The 16,019-nt window shown below is 29.0% G+C and carries 13 protein-coding genes; 12 read left to right on the top strand and 1 reads right to left on the bottom strand.

Features of this window, described 5'->3' with window-relative positions:
* Nucleotides 1–2 precede the first annotated feature (2 nt).
* The 12 genes from ACYSNW_RS16080 (at nucleotide 3) to ACYSNW_RS16135 (ending at nucleotide 14,894) form a co-directional block, all read left to right on the top strand.
* Nucleotides 3–875, top strand: coding sequence for an NAD-dependent epimerase/dehydratase family protein (locus tag ACYSNW_RS16080; RefSeq protein ID WP_461746216.1), 873 nt, complete (start codon nucleotides 3–5; stop codon nucleotides 873–875).
* 582 nt (nucleotides 876–1,457) lie between these two features.
* The gene (locus ACYSNW_RS16085; protein WP_461746217.1) at nucleotides 1,458–2,216 is read left to right on the top strand and encodes a glycosyltransferase family 2 protein; all 759 of its coding nucleotides are present in this window, start codon (nucleotides 1,458–1,460) and stop codon (nucleotides 2,214–2,216) included.
* Nucleotide 2,217: 1 nt separating this feature from the next.
* Nucleotides 2,218–3,648 (top strand): oligosaccharide flippase family protein, encoded by a 1,431-nt coding sequence (locus tag ACYSNW_RS16090; RefSeq protein ID WP_461746219.1) that lies wholly within the window; start codon nucleotides 2,218–2,220, stop codon nucleotides 3,646–3,648.
* Nucleotides 3,645–4,742 (top strand): glycosyltransferase, encoded by a 1,098-nt coding sequence (locus ACYSNW_RS16095; RefSeq protein ID WP_461746221.1) that lies wholly within the window; start codon nucleotides 3,645–3,647, stop codon nucleotides 4,740–4,742. The genes ACYSNW_RS16090 and ACYSNW_RS16095 overlap by 4 nt, the downstream gene beginning before the upstream one ends.
* A complete protein-coding gene (locus ACYSNW_RS16100) occupies nucleotides 4,742–5,830 on the top strand; it encodes a glycosyltransferase family protein (protein WP_461746223.1) in 1,089 nt (362 codons plus the stop codon). Before ACYSNW_RS16095 ends, ACYSNW_RS16100 begins: the two co-directional genes overlap by 1 nt.
* On the top strand, nucleotides 5,827–7,161 hold the full coding sequence (locus ACYSNW_RS16105) for a hypothetical protein (RefSeq protein WP_461746224.1): 1,335 nt from the start codon (nucleotides 5,827–5,829) through the stop codon (nucleotides 7,159–7,161). The genes ACYSNW_RS16100 and ACYSNW_RS16105 overlap by 4 nt, the downstream gene beginning before the upstream one ends.
* Complete coding sequence (locus ACYSNW_RS16110; RefSeq protein WP_461746226.1) at nucleotides 7,154–9,058, top strand: heparinase II/III family protein; 1,905 nt, start codon at nucleotides 7,154–7,156, stop codon at nucleotides 9,056–9,058. Before ACYSNW_RS16105 ends, ACYSNW_RS16110 begins: the two co-directional genes overlap by 8 nt.
* On the top strand, nucleotides 9,051–10,265 hold the full coding sequence (locus ACYSNW_RS16115; protein ID WP_461746228.1) for a nucleotide sugar dehydrogenase: 1,215 nt from the start codon (nucleotides 9,051–9,053) through the stop codon (nucleotides 10,263–10,265). The genes ACYSNW_RS16110 and ACYSNW_RS16115 overlap by 8 nt, the downstream gene beginning before the upstream one ends.
* 17 nt (nucleotides 10,266–10,282) lie before the next feature.
* Complete coding sequence (gene wecB / locus ACYSNW_RS16120; RefSeq protein ID WP_461746229.1) at nucleotides 10,283–11,428, top strand: non-hydrolyzing UDP-N-acetylglucosamine 2-epimerase; 1,146 nt, start codon at nucleotides 10,283–10,285, stop codon at nucleotides 11,426–11,428.
* 117 nt (nucleotides 11,429–11,545) lie between these two features.
* Nucleotides 11,546–12,664, top strand: a complete 1,119-nt coding sequence (locus ACYSNW_RS16125; protein WP_461746231.1) for an LCP family glycopolymer transferase — start codon at nucleotides 11,546–11,548, stop codon at nucleotides 12,662–12,664.
* A 316-nt stretch (nucleotides 12,665–12,980) separates the two neighbouring features.
* A complete protein-coding gene (locus tag ACYSNW_RS16130; RefSeq protein WP_461746233.1) occupies nucleotides 12,981–13,688 on the top strand; it encodes an MgtC/SapB family protein in 708 nt (235 codons plus the stop codon).
* Between the two features lie 75 nt (nucleotides 13,689–13,763).
* Nucleotides 13,764–14,894 (top strand): AI-2E family transporter, encoded by a 1,131-nt coding sequence (locus tag ACYSNW_RS16135; protein WP_461746234.1) that lies wholly within the window; start codon nucleotides 13,764–13,766, stop codon nucleotides 14,892–14,894.
* A gap of 116 nt (nucleotides 14,895–15,010) precedes the next feature.
* On the opposite strand, the gene nrdF is transcribed toward ACYSNW_RS16135, so the two are convergent.
* Nucleotides 15,011–15,973, bottom strand: a complete 963-nt coding sequence (gene nrdF, locus ACYSNW_RS16140) for a class 1b ribonucleoside-diphosphate reductase subunit beta (RefSeq protein WP_461746236.1) — start codon at nucleotides 15,971–15,973, stop codon at nucleotides 15,011–15,013.
* Nucleotides 15,974–16,019: the final 46 nt, after the last annotated feature.

The raw sequence follows: 16,019 nt of genomic DNA on the forward strand, positions 1-16,019 counted from the left end.
TTATGAAAAAAATACTAATTACTGGAGCTAGAAGCTATATTGGAACTTCTTTTGAAGAGTGGATGAAACAATTTGGTGATGACTATCAAATTGATACGTTAGATATGAGAGATCCAAGTTGGAAGGAATATGATTTTACAGAGTACAATATTATTATTCATTTAGCTGCAATTGTTCATGTGAAAGAAAAAAATGAGCAACTGTATTATCAAGTAAATAGAGATTTGACATTAGAGGTTGCCAAAAAAGCAAAACAAGACGGAGTTAAGCAGTTTATTTTCTTTAGTACGATGTCAGTATTTGGAATTGATAAAGGAATAATTTCTTCAAAAACTAAAAAGAAACCCATTACACCTTACGGAAAATCAAAACTTCAAGCAGAAGAAGCACTTGAAGAACTAGGTGATCAAAAATTTATTGTTAGCATTCTAAGACCTCCAATGATTTATGGAAAGGACGCTACTGGAAATTATACTAGATTATCGAGATTGGCAAAAAAAATATTAATTTTCCCTAAGGTAGATAATCAAAGGAGCATGTTATATATTGAAAATTTGCATTGTTTTGTCAAATTATTAATCGATAATAATTTATCTGGAGTATTTCATCCGCAAAATAGAGAATATGTTAATACCTCTAATCTTTTTTTTGTTATTGGAAAGGTGAATGGTAGAACTATTTGGTTACTTTCTGGTTTTTCGGGCATAATTCATTTGCTCGCAAAGCTGAATAATACTTTTTCAAAAGTTTTTGGAACGCTTATCTATGATAGAAGTATGGTGGGTTCTCCAGATACTATTTATAATAATATAAAAATGGAGTATCAAGTTACTGATTTTGAACTTAGCATTCAGGAGTCGGAAAATACGATGTGAAACAACTCGTTTGTATCAACTTAATGAACACCTTTCTTGTGAATTCAGAAAATATCCCAAATAATACAAAACTATACCAATAAATTTATAGGAGAAACTAAAGTTATTATTTAAGCAATATTTAAATTTAATTGAGAACAAAGAATTTGTAAGTGTAGTTGCGACATTTAAAATGATAAGTAGGGAATTTTTATAGAGCATCGAAATCATGAATGGCTGAGAAAGTTGGCTTTATATAGTTCTATATTTCATGATATAGACAATAAAAGGTCACTGATTTATATAGAAAATTCAAATTTGTTCATTTACAAAGTGATTTTTTGAAGAAATAGAGGCATTTTCGATATTCAAAGTAAACAATGTATTTGTACTACTCATTTGGTTAAGGAATTTACAAAGAATAATAATTGAAGAATTTTGTTAAAAAAATAAGACTATCTATTTTTTAGATGTTTAAACAAATTAAACACTTTCACAAAAAAATATTTAGAGATTTGGCATTTGGAGAAATCAAAGTAAAAAGAATATTGAATTTATTGATTTTATAACTTCAATGAAAATAGTGAGGAGTGAAATAGTAGATTGATAGATGATGTACTAATCTCTGTGATAATGCCTGCATATAATGCGGAAAATAAAATTGTAAGAGCCATAGAATGTGTGATTAATCAGACATATAAAAATTGGGAATTGATAATAATTAATGATGGTAGTCGAGATTTAACAGAACATATTGTAAAACAATATTGTGAGGAAGAAGAAAAAATTAAATTAATTTCTAGGGAAAAAAATAAAGGTATTGCCTTTTCTAGAAATGAAGGAATAGTTGCATCTAAAGGAGACTATATTGCTTTTTTAGACAGTGATGATTGCTGGAAACCAGATAAACTTGAAATACAACTTACAGTAATGGTACAAAAAAATATTGAATTTTCTTGTACCGCATATACCGTGGTAGATGAAAAAAACAATTTAATTCGTAGTATGAATAAAAAAGAAGGTACATATGACTATAATGATTTACTAAAAACAAATTTTATAGGTTGTTTAACGGTTATGATTAAGAGTTCTGTTATGAAAGAGTTTTTGATGCCAGAAATTAATCATGAAGATTACGCCACATGGTTAAATATTTTATCAAACAATAACAGTGTTTTTTATTTGAATCGGAGTCTTTCAATGTATACGAAAGCAAAAAAATCTAAATCTTCAAATAAATTTCAAACCTTTTTTTGGACTAGGGAAATAATTTTTAACCAAAAAAATAAATCTATTTTAAAGAAAAAAATTTTGTTTTTAAGATACATATATTATACAGTAATTAAATATTTGGAGAAATAAAATGAAAAAAACTTTCTATAACTACATGTACCAACTTTTGTTTCAAATGATTAAAATCGCAGTTCCCATTATATCTATTCCTATTGCATCTAAAGCTTTGGGAGCTGGAGGAATTGGATTGAATTCATATACCAATTCAATTGTACAATATTTTGTTTTGGTCTCTTCTCTAGGCATAAGTTTATATGGCAATAGAGAAATTGCTAGAAGTAAGGATCATGATAATTTAACAAGTACTTTTTTTAATATTTTTTTCATGAAATTTATAACAACTTTTTTATGTTTAGTTGCATATTTATTTTTCGTTGTTTTTTTTACTAACGAATATAAAACTATTTTTTTTATACAATCTATTTATATTTTAGCTGTTATATTTGATATCTCTTGGTTTTTTATGGGAATTGAAGATTTTAAAAAAACGAGTTTATCTAGTCTTTTTTCTCAATTATTAGTATTTATATGTATTGTATTGCTAATAAGAAAACCTTCAGATATATATATGTACGCGTTTATATTAGCTATTGGAAATATTCTAGGACAGATAGTTCCTTGGTTTTTTTTGAAAGAAAATTTGGGCACAATTAGCATGAATCTATTGAATAGAGCAGAAGTTATGCAGCATCTAAAAGGTACGTTTAAGTATTTTATTCCTCAGGTAGGGATAATATTATATTCGACGGTTAATAGAACTCTTTTAGGCTTGTATTCAGATATTGATTCTGTAGGCTATTATACCAATTCAATGAATTTAATTAGTTCTATAATAACTGTTATAACTACGATTGACTTAGTGATGTTACCTAAAATGTCTAATTTATTATCTAAAAAAAATGATATGAGTGCGATTGACCAATATGTAAAAAAATCATTAAGTTTTGAAATATTCATAGCCGTTCCTGCTTGTATTGGAATTGCACTAACTGCTTCAAATTTTGTACCATGGTTCTTTGGAAATAGTTTTGGTGAATTAAATAGAATTTTACCTATGGAATCAATTTTATTGATAATAGTGCCACTGGGTGTATCAATTAGTAGACAGTATTTAATTCCTATGGGAAATACTAAAGATTATACTATTTCTGTTTTGTTTGGTGGATGTATTAGCGTTGTATTAGCAATGATCACAATACCCAAAATTGGTGTTTATGGTGCAATAATTTCTAATATTATAGCAGAGTTATTTGTTAGTTGTTATAGATTTATATGGGCAAAATTTAATACATCACTTATGATTCCGATGTTGAACATATACAAAATTATTTTATCAAGTATAATAATGGGAATTGTTGTTGTTTTAGTGAATTCTTTAGTTTCAAATAGTGTGATTTCTTTTCTCATATTAGTGAGTGTTGCTGCAATTGTGTACATGTTATCATGTTTGATTTTACAAGTCGATGAAATAAAACTTTTAAAAGAATTGAGGAAAAAATGAAAATTTTACAATTTTGTTCTTCTATAGGAAAGCACAGTGGGGTAATGAAAGTACTAACTGAATATCATAAATATCTTTTCAATAAGTATGATTTAACTTTCGATTATATGTATTGGTGTGACGATGAGGTTGATTATTCACTTGAAATAGCCAGTTGGGATGGAAAATTAATTAAAATAGGAAAACCCAGTCTAAAATCATATTCTGATTTTATAGAAACTTTGAAAAAATTTTCTGGAGAGTACGATATAATTCATGTTCATGAATTATACTTGGTCAATTTTTTTTATAAGGTTGTAAAAAGAAATGATTGTAAGATCATAGGGCACGCACATACTACTGAGTTTTCAGATAAAAAAATTGGAAGAATTAGAAATAAATTGTTATGCAAGGGAGTAGGGGAGGTACTAGATTATCAGCTAGCAAGCTCTAAGAAAGCTGGAGAATTATATTTTGGTAAAAATTTTCAATCTAAAGGAACAGTAGTACCTAATGTTTTAGAAACCGAAGAATATCTATTTAATAAAAATATTAGATTCGATTATAGAAGAGACATGAAAATCGATGATAGGGTAGTTTTTCTTCATGTTGGACGATTTAATAATCAGAAGAATCATAAGAAAATATTAAGTGTTTTTCAGGAATATTTGAAATTAGATGACAAAGCATTTTTAATTTGTGTTGGTGAGGGTCCTTTGAAAATTCATTATGAAAATTATGTTGAACGTACTGGACTAACAAAAAATGTTGTTTTTTTGAATACCAGAAAGGATATAAACAAATTAATGATGGCTAGTGATATTTTTTTGTTTCCTTCTCTTTTTGAAGGTTTAGGAATAGCTCTTGTAGAAGCTCAATATACAGGGCTTTACTGTGTTTGTTCAGATGTTGTACCAGAAGAAGCCTTTATAACGAACGAAGTTTTAAAAATTTCTTTAAGTCAATCTTCACAGTTTTGGGCTGAAAAAATTTTTAATAGTTTTAATGGTAAGATGAAATTTAGGAACAGAAAAATATTAGAATTAAACTCGAATATGTTTGATTCTAGTTATAGTGGAGATGTGTTACTGAATGTATATAAAGGAGTTTTATAATGGAAGAAAAGGTTTTAATTGTAACTCACTGGTTTTATCCAACTAATGTTCCAAGAGCTTTTAGAGCTACTTCATTGGCTCAAGAGTTATATAAAAAAGGTTATGATGTTGATGTAGTAATTGGTAGTTCTAAAAAAATACTTAAAATGTCAGAATTTGATCAATCAAAAACAGAATTAGTTGGTAAGCAAGCGAGTAACTTAAAAAGTAAATATTTTTCGATTGCAAATACAGTATTTGAGTATTTTTTTGGAGAGAGATTTTATTATACTAATAGAAAAATATTTAATAGTATAGACTTTAGTGACTATTCAGTAGTTTTGTCCGTAGGATTACCATTTTATATCCATAGAATGGTTCATAAAAAATGTAAAAGCTTAGTAAACTGGAGCGGTAAAATAATCTCTGATTGGAGTGATCCATACTATAAAAGTCACGTAAAATTGGCTCCATATTTTAAACACATACAAAAAAAAATAATCACTTCATTTGATTATGTTGTAGTTCCAATTGATGATGTAGTAGATTACTTTTCAGAATTTACCAATCCAGAGAAAATTAAAGTGATTCCTCAGGGTTTTGATTTAGCCGATGTGCAGTTAGCTAAATATAAAAAAAATGAGAATATTTCCTTTGCATATGCAGGAATGTTTTATTCTAAAATTAGAAATCCAGAAAAAATATTGCAATACTTGAGTTTGTTGGATAAAAACTTTACATTCCATATTTATACTTTGAAAAAAGGTGCTATTTATGAGAATGTTTTGAAAAAATATGAGAAAAAGATGGATGGAAAACTAGTCTTACATGATATAATCCCTCGAGAACAGTTATTATTCGAACTCAGTAAGATGGATTTTCTTTTAAATATTGAAAATAAAACAAATAATCAGTTGCCTTCAAAATTAATTGATTATGGACTAACTCAGAGACCAATTCTTTCTATAAGTTCTGATATAAAAGATTTTCAACTTTTTGGGGAGTTTTTAAATTTTGAATTTAAAAATGCTCTGTTTATTAATTTAGAAGAATATGATATTAAAAACGTTTCGGTTAAATTTATAGGATTATTTGGAGAAGAAAAATGACAGAAAGAAAAATTAAAAGATATGGCTTTATTATTTGTGTGTTAGTATATATTCTTTTTTCGTTAGTATTTTTAAAATTATTTCCAAAGTATTTTCAACAAAGTATTTTGCTTTCCCGAGGAATCTTTTTCCTAGATGTGTCATATAGTAAAATGATAGTGAGCTGTATAATTTTTCTATTAATATTAATTTTCATATTTGTTGGATTTAATAAGGGAAGAAAAAGTGCATCTGATTATTTTGTTTTACTATTATTTTTACTAGGGTATATACCTGAAAGTATTTTGTTTTTTGCCATGAATTTATCAATTGAGTATTTTTTTTCACTCAATCTTTTTTGGTTAGTTTTTATTTCCACTCTTTTTTTGACCAGAAGGTGGTTTAGTAATAGGCGATTGTATATAGGGAATGAAAAGCAACGATATATCCTTTTAGTTGTTATGATAGTTTTTTTTACACTGACAGTATTTTATATATTTGGTCGCTATGGTAGTTTTAATTTCAATTTTAGTTTTAACATTGATGAGATTTACGAATTAAGAATTAATGCAAGACAATATAATATTGGGAAGATTTTTGATTTATTAAGAAACAATGCGATGTATATAGTTTTTCCTCTTATGATACTTGTCTTATTTGCTCAAAAAAAATATGGACTTTCTTTTTTCATATTATTATTACAAGCGATGTTATATAGTATTGACAACCAAAAAGCAGCATTTTTTCTTGTGATAGTTTCTATAGGAATTTTTTTCTTTTTGAAAAATGACATTTTTTTTAAATTTCCAAAGTATATTTTAGGTTTAAGTGTATTTCAATTACTTTTTTTCAATACTAGTTTAGGAATGTTTTTATTACGTAACTTTTTTGAAAGAATTGTATTTTTACCTGCTATATTAGGTGCCAATTATTTTACTTTTTTTTCATCAAATCCCAAAATTGTTCCTTTTGTTTCTTTCTTCCAAAAGTTAGGGATGTATTCACACTATCCTTATGATGAAGGAATTTCATATATGATGGGAGAACTCCTTTTTTTTAATAAAAATATAAGTGCTAACACGGGAGGCTTTGGTATGGCTTATTCTTATGGTGCTGTTGGAATGATACTAATTGCAGTACTATATGCGGTACTAATTTCTTTTTTTGATGTTTATACTAGTCATTTATCTGAAAAAGTTTATATGTGTATTTTATTAATTCAAGTATTTGTGATTTTGAATGTTAGTATTTTTGTTGTTTTATCATCGTACGGTTTATTATTAGCATTAGTATTATTAGCTATGATTAATGATAATAGTAATCTTAAAGAATTGAGTGTGGAAAATGAATAAAATTGAGACTATGATATGTTTAAAAAAAAAGAATAGTAAATTCATTGATTTCAATTTATATAATAAAATTTTAGAGAAAATTCAGATATCTAAAAAATTTCATATAAAGAATAGTCTTTCTGGAGAATTTACAAGTCATATAAACTCTATTGAAAAAATGAAAAATGAAATTGACTATGAAGTATTAAGTTGGTGTTGTAATAAATATATGGATTTTTATTTTGATATTTTAGGAAGTGGTTGGAAATATATTGGACATTTTTCGAATGACAATATAGAGTCTATTGATTGGGATAGAGATATAACAACAGGCTTATATATTTCAGAAAAGAATTTACAAAATAAGATTGACATAAAAAATATTTGGGAGTTATCTAGGCAATACTATTTACCTCAATTGGCAATATTTAAGCATTTTCAACATGACAGCAGATATAGAGCAGAAATTGATGAAAGAATTTATGATGATATAGTTTCCTTAAATAAATTAGAGGAAGATCATCCTTGTTGGACTAGTCCAATGGATGTATCGATAAGATGTTGTAACCAATTAATTGCTATTGATATTAGTAGGATTGATAAGACTAGTTTATTCTACGATATTCAAAAGAATAAAGAGTTATATAAATATTTTGATCGTTGTTATAAATTTATTTTGAATAATTTGGAATTAAACTATTTGAATGGAAAAAATGGCAACCATTACCTATCTAATTTGATAGGCTTACTTTTTTTAAGAACATATTTTGGATTGGAAAATGATTCAACTGTTTCGGAATTTCTATTTAGTGAATTTTTTATTGAACTAGATCAGCAGTTATCTAGTGATGGAACTATCTATGAATGTTCGACTGCATACCATAGATTATCTTTAGAATTAATTTTGTTTGGGATATCAATAGCTACTAAGCATAACCATAAAAATTTAAAAAAAATCGAAATGGACAAAATTTTTTCTGCAATAGACTTTTTGAAAAAATGTTCCATAAATAGTAGATTAATACAGATTGGTGATAATGATAGTGGACACTTATTTAATATAAATTTGAAAGGAGAGTTTAAGAAAGGAATTCTATTAGCAAAAGAAAATATAAATTATGAAAAATATGATGGAAGTGAAGTTTTTTTTGAAGAGGATTATTTAGATACTACAGAAATAACACAAATTTTTTCTTCAAATGGAAATACATTTTTTTCCTGTTTACTTGAACAAGTATCTGATGGAAAAATATTTTCATTAAAAAAAATGAAAAATACTATAGCTACAGGGAATCATTTTAGTCAAAAAAAGTTTGAATTTGATCCCAAATTACTAATATATAAAAAAAGCAAAACCATAAAAATGAGTTTTGAAAATTTAAAAGATATTAATTACTGGGAAGATTTTGGATTAATTAGAGTAGAGAATAATTATGATGATATATTATTTTTGAGAGTTCCATTTAATTATAATAATAAATTACTAGCACATTGTCACGATGATATATTTGGTCTAGAATATATTGAGAATGGGAAGCATTTTTATCAAGATAAAGGAAGTTTTAATTATACTCCATTAACTCAAATTAGAAATTACTTTAGATCTTATAAAGTGCATTTTAAGCCAGTTTTTAAGGAATCGTTAATAGATTTTTTAGACGTTTTTAGTGTAAAATCTCATTTAGACAATTTTTTTGTTGATATTAATATTAAGAATAATGAAGAAAAAAAAATTATTATTAGTGCAAAGTGGAAAAAAACGGTTTTTCTTCGAGAAGTTTATTTTTATAAGACAAAAGTTCTTATAAAAGATAGTTCAAATCTTTCTTTCTTTTATAATGAACCCGATGGAGAACTGAAGTCAGAAGGATATGGAAAAATTAATAAAGATATTGGAGTGAATATTTATAATGATTAATGTAATTGGATTAGGGTATATTGGGCTACCGACTGCTTTAATTTTAGCAGCGAGTGGTAATCAAGTAGTAGGAACAGATTGTAATGAGCAACTTGTTGGAAAGTTGAAGAATAAAGAACTGACTTTTGAAGAGGCTGGTTTAGAAGGATTATTTGAAGAAGCACTAAATCAAAAAATTACTTTTTCTAATTCATATGAGCAAACAAATTTTTATATAGTGACAGTTCCAACTCCTTACGATAAAGACAATAAAAAAATTGATCCTTCTTATGTAATTTCTGCTATTGAAGAAATATTACAAGTATGTACAAAAGAAACCATAATAGTAATTGAGTCCACCGTTTCACCTGGAACAATTGATAAATATATTCGTCCATTGATTGAATCTTCTAAATATGAACTGAACAAGGACATCTTTTTAGTTCATGCACCAGAACGAATTTTACCTGGGCAAATGATTCAAGAATTAAAACATAATTCTCGGACTATTGGAGCTGATTCTCCTGAAATAGCACAAAAGGTAAAAGATATTTATTCAAGTTTTTGTATAGGAGAAATAGTGTGTACAGATATTCGAACAGCTGAAATGACTAAAGTAGTGGAAAATACATTTAGAGCGGTTAATATTGCATTTGCGAATGAACTAACTAAAATAGCTCGTTATGATGGATTAGATGTACATGAAATTATAAAGATATCTAATATGCATCCAAGAGTAAATATTTTAACTCCTGGTCCAGGAGTAGGGGGACACTGTATACCAGTGGATCCTTGGTTTTTAGTAGGAGACTATCCTAGACATACTAAATTAATTTCTACAGCATTGGAAATTAATGAATCAATGCCAGAACTAGTTTTGCAAAGAATCAAAAGTATAATGCAGGAAAATTCTATAACTGATAGAAATAAAGTAGGTATATATGGATTAACATATAAAAAAGATGTAGATGATATTCGTGAAAGTCCAACTTTACAATTATTTGAATTGATGGAACAACATTTTTCTGATCCTTTTAAAGTATATGATCCAATGATTAAGAGTTCTATAATAGAAACACAGGAAATGGACTTTGAAACATTTATAAATGGTTGTGAATTAGTAGTTATAATGGTTCCTCATACTCATCTACAAGAACACACGGAAATGTTTTCAAATAAAGTAGTGCTAGATACTCAAAATATTTTTAATTTTGGCTATAAACTATAAAATGTAGAGAGGAGATTATGATGAAAAAGATAAGAATAATGACTGTTTTTGGAACTAGACCTGAAGCTATAAAAATGGCACCATTAATTAAAGAAATAAATGGAGATGAACGTTTCGAATCAATTGTAGTTGTTACTGCACAACATAGACAAATGTTAGATCAAGTTTTAGAAACTTTTGATATAAAACCTGATTTTGATTTAAATATTATGAAAGATGGGCAAACTTTATCAGACATAACTGTACGAGTGATTAAATCTTTAGATGATGTAATACCTGTTGCTAAACCAGATATTATTTTAGTTCATGGAGATACAACAACAACTTTTGCAGCCTCTATTTCGGCATTCTATCATCAAGTTAAAATTGGACACGTTGAGGCGGGGTTGAGAACTTGGAATAAATTGTCTCCTTTTCCAGAAGAGGTTAACAGACAACTAACTGATGTGCTTTCTGACGTATATTTTGCTCCAACCAAACAAAGTAAAATGAATTTACTAAAGGAAAACCATCAAGAAGAACATATATATATAACGGGAAATACAGCTATTGATGCAATGAAATATACGATAAACTCTGATTACTCGAATGAATTACTTCAGAACTCAACTGAAATGAAAAATATATTGGTAACAATGCATAGAAGAGAGAATTTGGGAAAACCAATGGAACAAGTTTTTAAAGCAATTAATCGAGTGATTACTAACTTTTCTGATATTCAAGTCATATTTCCAATCCACAAAAATCCTAAAGTTCGTGAATTAGCAGAAAAAACACTTATTTCTTCAAATAGAATAAAAATTATTGAACCATTAGATGTTATTGATTTTCAAAATTATTCTAATAACAGTTATTTAATTCTTACAGATTCAGGTGGGGTTCAAGAGGAGGCACCGTCTTTAGGTGTTCCAGTCCTAGTTTTGAGAGATACAACTGAAAGACCAGAAGGAATTGATGCTGGTACTTTACTTTTAGTTGGTACTGATGAAAATAATGTTTACGATAATGTTGAAAAACTTTTAATAGATTCAAACTTATATAAAAACATGTCTCAAACAGCTAATCCGTATGGAGATGGCGAAGCGAGTAAGCGAATTTTAAATGCCATCGCTTATGAATTTGATTTGTTAAAAGATAGACCTTCTGATTTTAAAAGTAATTAATTTTACATTTACATTAAGTTCCCATGCCAAATACTCGAAAATATTGCGACTTTGTAAAATTTATGAGAAAATGAAGCACATGAATTATTTTTTGCATAAATAATGAGGAAGTGTCTTATGAACATTTGGAAAAAAGTAATATTGAGTGTTTTAAGCGTTGTACTAGTTTTGGTTGCTGGAGTTTGTGCGTACGGTGTTAAAATAGCTTCTGACGCAAATACTACGATACAAGGAGTTTTTGAATCTATCGATAGAACATCGACGAAAAGGACGACTGTTGCTAATATCGATGCACAAGAGCCATTTTCTATTTTATTGATGGGAATTGATAATGGTGACTTTGGTCGGGAAGCGGATGTAGGTCGTTCAGATACTACAATGGTTGTAACAATCAATCCGCAAGAAAAGAAATCGACCATGATTAGTCTGGATCGAGATATCTATACTGAATTAGTTGGAAATGATACTTGGGATAAACTGAATCATGCGTTTGCTTATGGTGGTTCAAAAATGGCTATGGATTCAGTTGAAGAACTATTAGACATCCCTCTTGATCATTACGTATCAATCAATATGAAAGGTCTTAAAGACTTGATTGATGCAGTGGGTGGAATTGAAGTTGATAATCCATTCGAATTCACTTTAGATGGCGTAACGGTACCTGCGGGTGATAATGTTAAATTAGATGGCGTGACTGGCGTTGCTTATGCGCGTATGCGTAAGGAAGACCCGGAAGGCGATATTGGTCGTCAAAGACGTCAACGTGAAGTTGTTCAAAAGATTCTTGATAAAGTTATTAGCGTCGATGGGGTCACTAAGTATAAAAAAATCCTAAATGCTGTAAGTGATAATGTAAAAACTGATCTTACTTGGGATGATATGATAGATATTCAAGCGAAGTATCTGCCAGCGTTCAAAACAGTTGATTCTTTACAATTACAAGGTGAAGATATGTATCTAAATGATATTTACTATCAAGCATTAGATCCTGCAAACTTGTTCGAGGTTCAAACGAAACTGCGAGCACAACTAGGTTTGCCTAAAAATGACGAGATGGAAGCAATCGATCAAAGTAAATATGGTAATTTTGGAACGACAACAGATGTGTATGGTAATGGTACTTATGGTGCAGATCAAAGTGCGTATACAGACAACGGCCAGTACGTTGATCCAAATCAACAAACAGAATATGTTGATCCTAATGTAGCGACAGACTACGGGAACGGTGGCTATTAATCAGTTGTTTAAAATGGACTTTTTGTCTTAATTAATATAAAAATAAGTTTGAACAGCAGTGTGGAACTCCGAGAACGAAGTGATTCAATAGTGAATCACTTCGTTTTTCGAATAGATACCAATAAGTGACAAATCATGAAAATGATAATAAACACCAAAGGTTTCCATTCGATGTTGAATACTTCCTACTTGGTGTTTTTCAAATCAGAATGGAGGATTAACTCTTTCATTCTGATTTTTTATTTATCTTTTTTGAAATCTCTACTCACTTAATTAAGTGCTATAATTAAGTGAAGAGAAATGGAGTGGATTTTGAATGCCAGAAATACATTTAACGATTACTGAAATTATTATTCGTCTAAGCTTAGCGATGTTGATTGGAGGGGTTATTGGCTTTGAGCGACAGTTTAAAAATCGACCAGCTGGTATGCGAACGCATATTTTAGTTTGTATGGGAGCAACGATAATCGCACTGATTCAAGTGGAAATAGCTATCTCAGCTTTAGAAGATGCAACCAATTATCCTGAATTATCTGGTGTGATTCGTTCAGATCAGGCAAGATTGATTGCACAAGTAGTTAGTGGGATTGGTTTTTTGGGTGCTGGTACGATTATCGTGACTAAACAGTCAGTAACAGGGTTAACGACAGCCGCATCGTTGTGGGCAATTGCCGGAATAGGGATTGCTATTGGTATGGGATATTATGAAATAGCCATCCTAAGTTTTATTGGTATTTTTACAGCATTAGCATTAGTAAAGAAAGTGATTCATGTCCCTACTACCAAAAAATTAGAAATACGCTATGTACATAAGCAAGATACAAAAGAATTCATTAATCAATATTTTGAAGACCATCAAATAGAAGTTGAAGATGTAAACTTTGATATGAATCTTAGTGGTGAGACACGAATTTATACCAATGTTTATACGATTAATTTACCTAAAAAAATGACATATGCAGAAGTGATTGAAGACTTATCGATTTATAAAAATATTACCAAATTACGTTTAGTAAGTATTTAAAAAGGAGCAAAAGGGAAAGTAAAAGTGTATTTCGTTTGATTATTCGAAGTAGAAAAAATAAATTGGAGGTTAGGTATGGGTTCCTTTTTTAAGCAATCAAAGTTATTATTTTGGACAGTAGAAGTTGTGTTGACAATCATTGGAGCTTTCTTTTTATTACAGATGCCAGATGTCTTTAGTCCGATTTTAGGAATGATTTCGGCCGTTTTTATGCCCTTATTGATTGCTGGTTTTTTATATTATATGTTTGAACCAGTTGTTTTGTTTCTAGAAAAACGAGGGCTTCCTCGCTTAGTTGGTTTCTTATTATCGTTTATTATTTTAGTTGTTTTAGTTCTGGTTGTAGTGATGAATATTATTCCTCAACTAGTGAATCAATTTGTTGAATTAAGCCAATCACTACCTGATTATGTGGAAAAATTGAGTGATTGGGTAACTGATCTTGGGAAATTAGATACATTAAAAGGAATTGATATTCAAGCTGAATTAGACAAAGCAAATATTACCATCAGTAACATAATAAATTTTGCTTTTGTTAGTGTAACAAATAGTGTATCAAAAATAGTTAGTATGTTGATGCGTTTCTTTATTCTACTATTTACAGTTCCTTTCATTCTTTTTTTCATGTTTAAGGATGGTCATAAATTTTTGGATGCATTGTCACAATTTTTCCCTAAAAACATTCGCAAAGAGTTACGTCAAACGGTTAGAGAAATGAATCAAACTTTGTCTGCTTATATCAGTAGTACCGTTTTGGACGCATTAATTATTGGTGTGTTAAGTTTTATTGCGATGACGATTTTTAAACAACCTTATGGATTGCTTTTAGCCGTTTTTTGTGGAGCGACCAATATCATTCCTTATGTAGGGCCATTTATTGGAGCAATTCCTGCCATTTTAGTTGGTTTATTTGTTTCCCCATGGCAAGCACTGTACATGGCTTTATCTATTTTAGTAATTCAGCAATTAGATGGAAATTTAATCAAACCATTATTGATGGGAAAATCGTTGAATATTCATCCGTTGACAATCATTTTAGTCTTAATCGCCGCAGGAAGCGTAGGTGGAATCATAGGAATGCTAATTTGTATTCCTGTTTATGCAGTTATAAAAACCTTAATTGTTAATTTGGTGAAAATGTATCAAATAAGAAAAGAAAGTGACTCGATTTTATTGGATGAGTCGATAGATATAGAAGAAAAATAGTTAGTTTTCAGATTTTCCCAATTTGAATTTAAATAAAAAAATAAGCCAGAGTTAAAATCGCTAATTTAGACTCTGGCTTTTTTATTTAGATTCGTTTTTAGTTTTATAAAATTAATTTAGTCCATTCCAATCAAGTAATCGTCATCTTTCATTGCTTCAACAGTTCCTAATAGATAACCATTACCAACTTGAGAGAAGAAATCGTGATTACTAGTTCCTGTTGAGATACCATTCATAACAATTGGATTCACATCGTTCGCTGTATCTGCGAATAATGGGTCCATTCCTAAGTTCATCAATGCTTTGTTTGCATTGTAGCGTAGAAATGTCTTAACTTCTTCTGTCCAACCAAGGTCGTCATATAATTCCTCAGTATATCGTTCTTCATTTTCATATAATTCATAAAGAAGGTTATACATCCAATCTTTTAACTCATTTTGTTCTTCTTCTGGCAACTCATTATAACCTAGTTGAAATTTATATCCAATGTATGTACCATGAACAGATTCATCACGGATAATCAATTTGATAATTTCAGCAACATTAGCTAGTTTATTGTTCCCTAAATAGTAAAGCGGGGTATAAAAGCCAGAATAAAATAAAAAAGTCTCAAGAAAAACACTAGCAACCTTCTTTTCTAAAGGGGTGCCATTTTTATAAATTTCATTGATTTTTTCTGCTTTATTTTGTAAGTAGACATTGGTGTTTGTCCATTCAAAAATTTCTTCGATTTCTTTTTTTGTATTTAAGGTACTAAAAATGGAAGAATAGCTTTTGGCATGGACAGATTCCATAAACTGGATATTGTTTAAAACGGCTTCTTCATGTGGTGTACGAACATCGTTACGTAATTGTTCCATCCCGCTTTCCGATTGGACGGTATCTAGTAAAGTCAAACCGCCAAATACATAACCAACCGTTGTTTTTTCTAAATCAGAAAGAGTACGCCAATCATCTAGATCATTGGATAGAGGAATACGTGTATCTAACCAAAATTGTTCTGTTAATTTTTCCCACGTTGATTTATCAATTACATCTTCTATTTCATTCCAGTTGATTGCTTCATAATACGTTGCCATCTTGTTTGTAGTCCTCCTTATGGTTCTGCTTTTATAGGATAAGACG

It is taken from the genome of Enterococcus sp. LJL99 (genome assembly GCF_054871725.1).

What these genes read in the sequence shown, in the direction of transcription:
- ACYSNW_RS16080 (WP_461746216.1), top strand. Translation starts at nt 3, where the DNA reads ATGAAAAAAATACTAATTACTGGAGCTAGAAGCTATATTGGAACTTCT.
- ACYSNW_RS16090 (WP_461746219.1), top strand. Translation starts at nt 2,218, where the DNA reads ATGAAAAAAACTTTCTATAACTACATGTACCAACTTTTGTTTCAAATG.
- ACYSNW_RS16095 (WP_461746221.1), top strand. Translation starts at nt 3,645, where the DNA reads ATGAAAATTTTACAATTTTGTTCTTCTATAGGAAAGCACAGTGGGGTA.
- ACYSNW_RS16100 (WP_461746223.1), top strand. Translation starts at nt 4,742, where the DNA reads ATGGAAGAAAAGGTTTTAATTGTAACTCACTGGTTTTATCCAACTAAT.
- ACYSNW_RS16105 (WP_461746224.1), top strand. Translation starts at nt 5,827, where the DNA reads ATGACAGAAAGAAAAATTAAAAGATATGGCTTTATTATTTGTGTGTTA.
- ACYSNW_RS16110 (WP_461746226.1), top strand. Translation starts at nt 7,154, where the DNA reads ATGAATAAAATTGAGACTATGATATGTTTAAAAAAAAAGAATAGTAAA.
- ACYSNW_RS16115 (WP_461746228.1), top strand. Translation starts at nt 9,051, where the DNA reads ATGATTAATGTAATTGGATTAGGGTATATTGGGCTACCGACTGCTTTA.
- wecB (WP_461746229.1), top strand. Translation starts at nt 10,283, where the DNA reads ATGATGAAAAAGATAAGAATAATGACTGTTTTTGGAACTAGACCTGAA.
- ACYSNW_RS16125 (WP_461746231.1), top strand. Translation starts at nt 11,546, where the DNA reads ATGAACATTTGGAAAAAAGTAATATTGAGTGTTTTAAGCGTTGTACTA.
- ACYSNW_RS16130 (WP_461746233.1), top strand. Translation starts at nt 12,981, where the DNA reads ATGCCAGAAATACATTTAACGATTACTGAAATTATTATTCGTCTAAGC.
- ACYSNW_RS16135 (WP_461746234.1), top strand. Translation starts at nt 13,764, where the DNA reads ATGGGTTCCTTTTTTAAGCAATCAAAGTTATTATTTTGGACAGTAGAA.
- nrdF (WP_461746236.1), bottom strand. Translation starts at nt 15,973, where the DNA reads ATGGCAACGTATTATGAAGCAATCAACTGGAATGAAATAGAAGATGTA.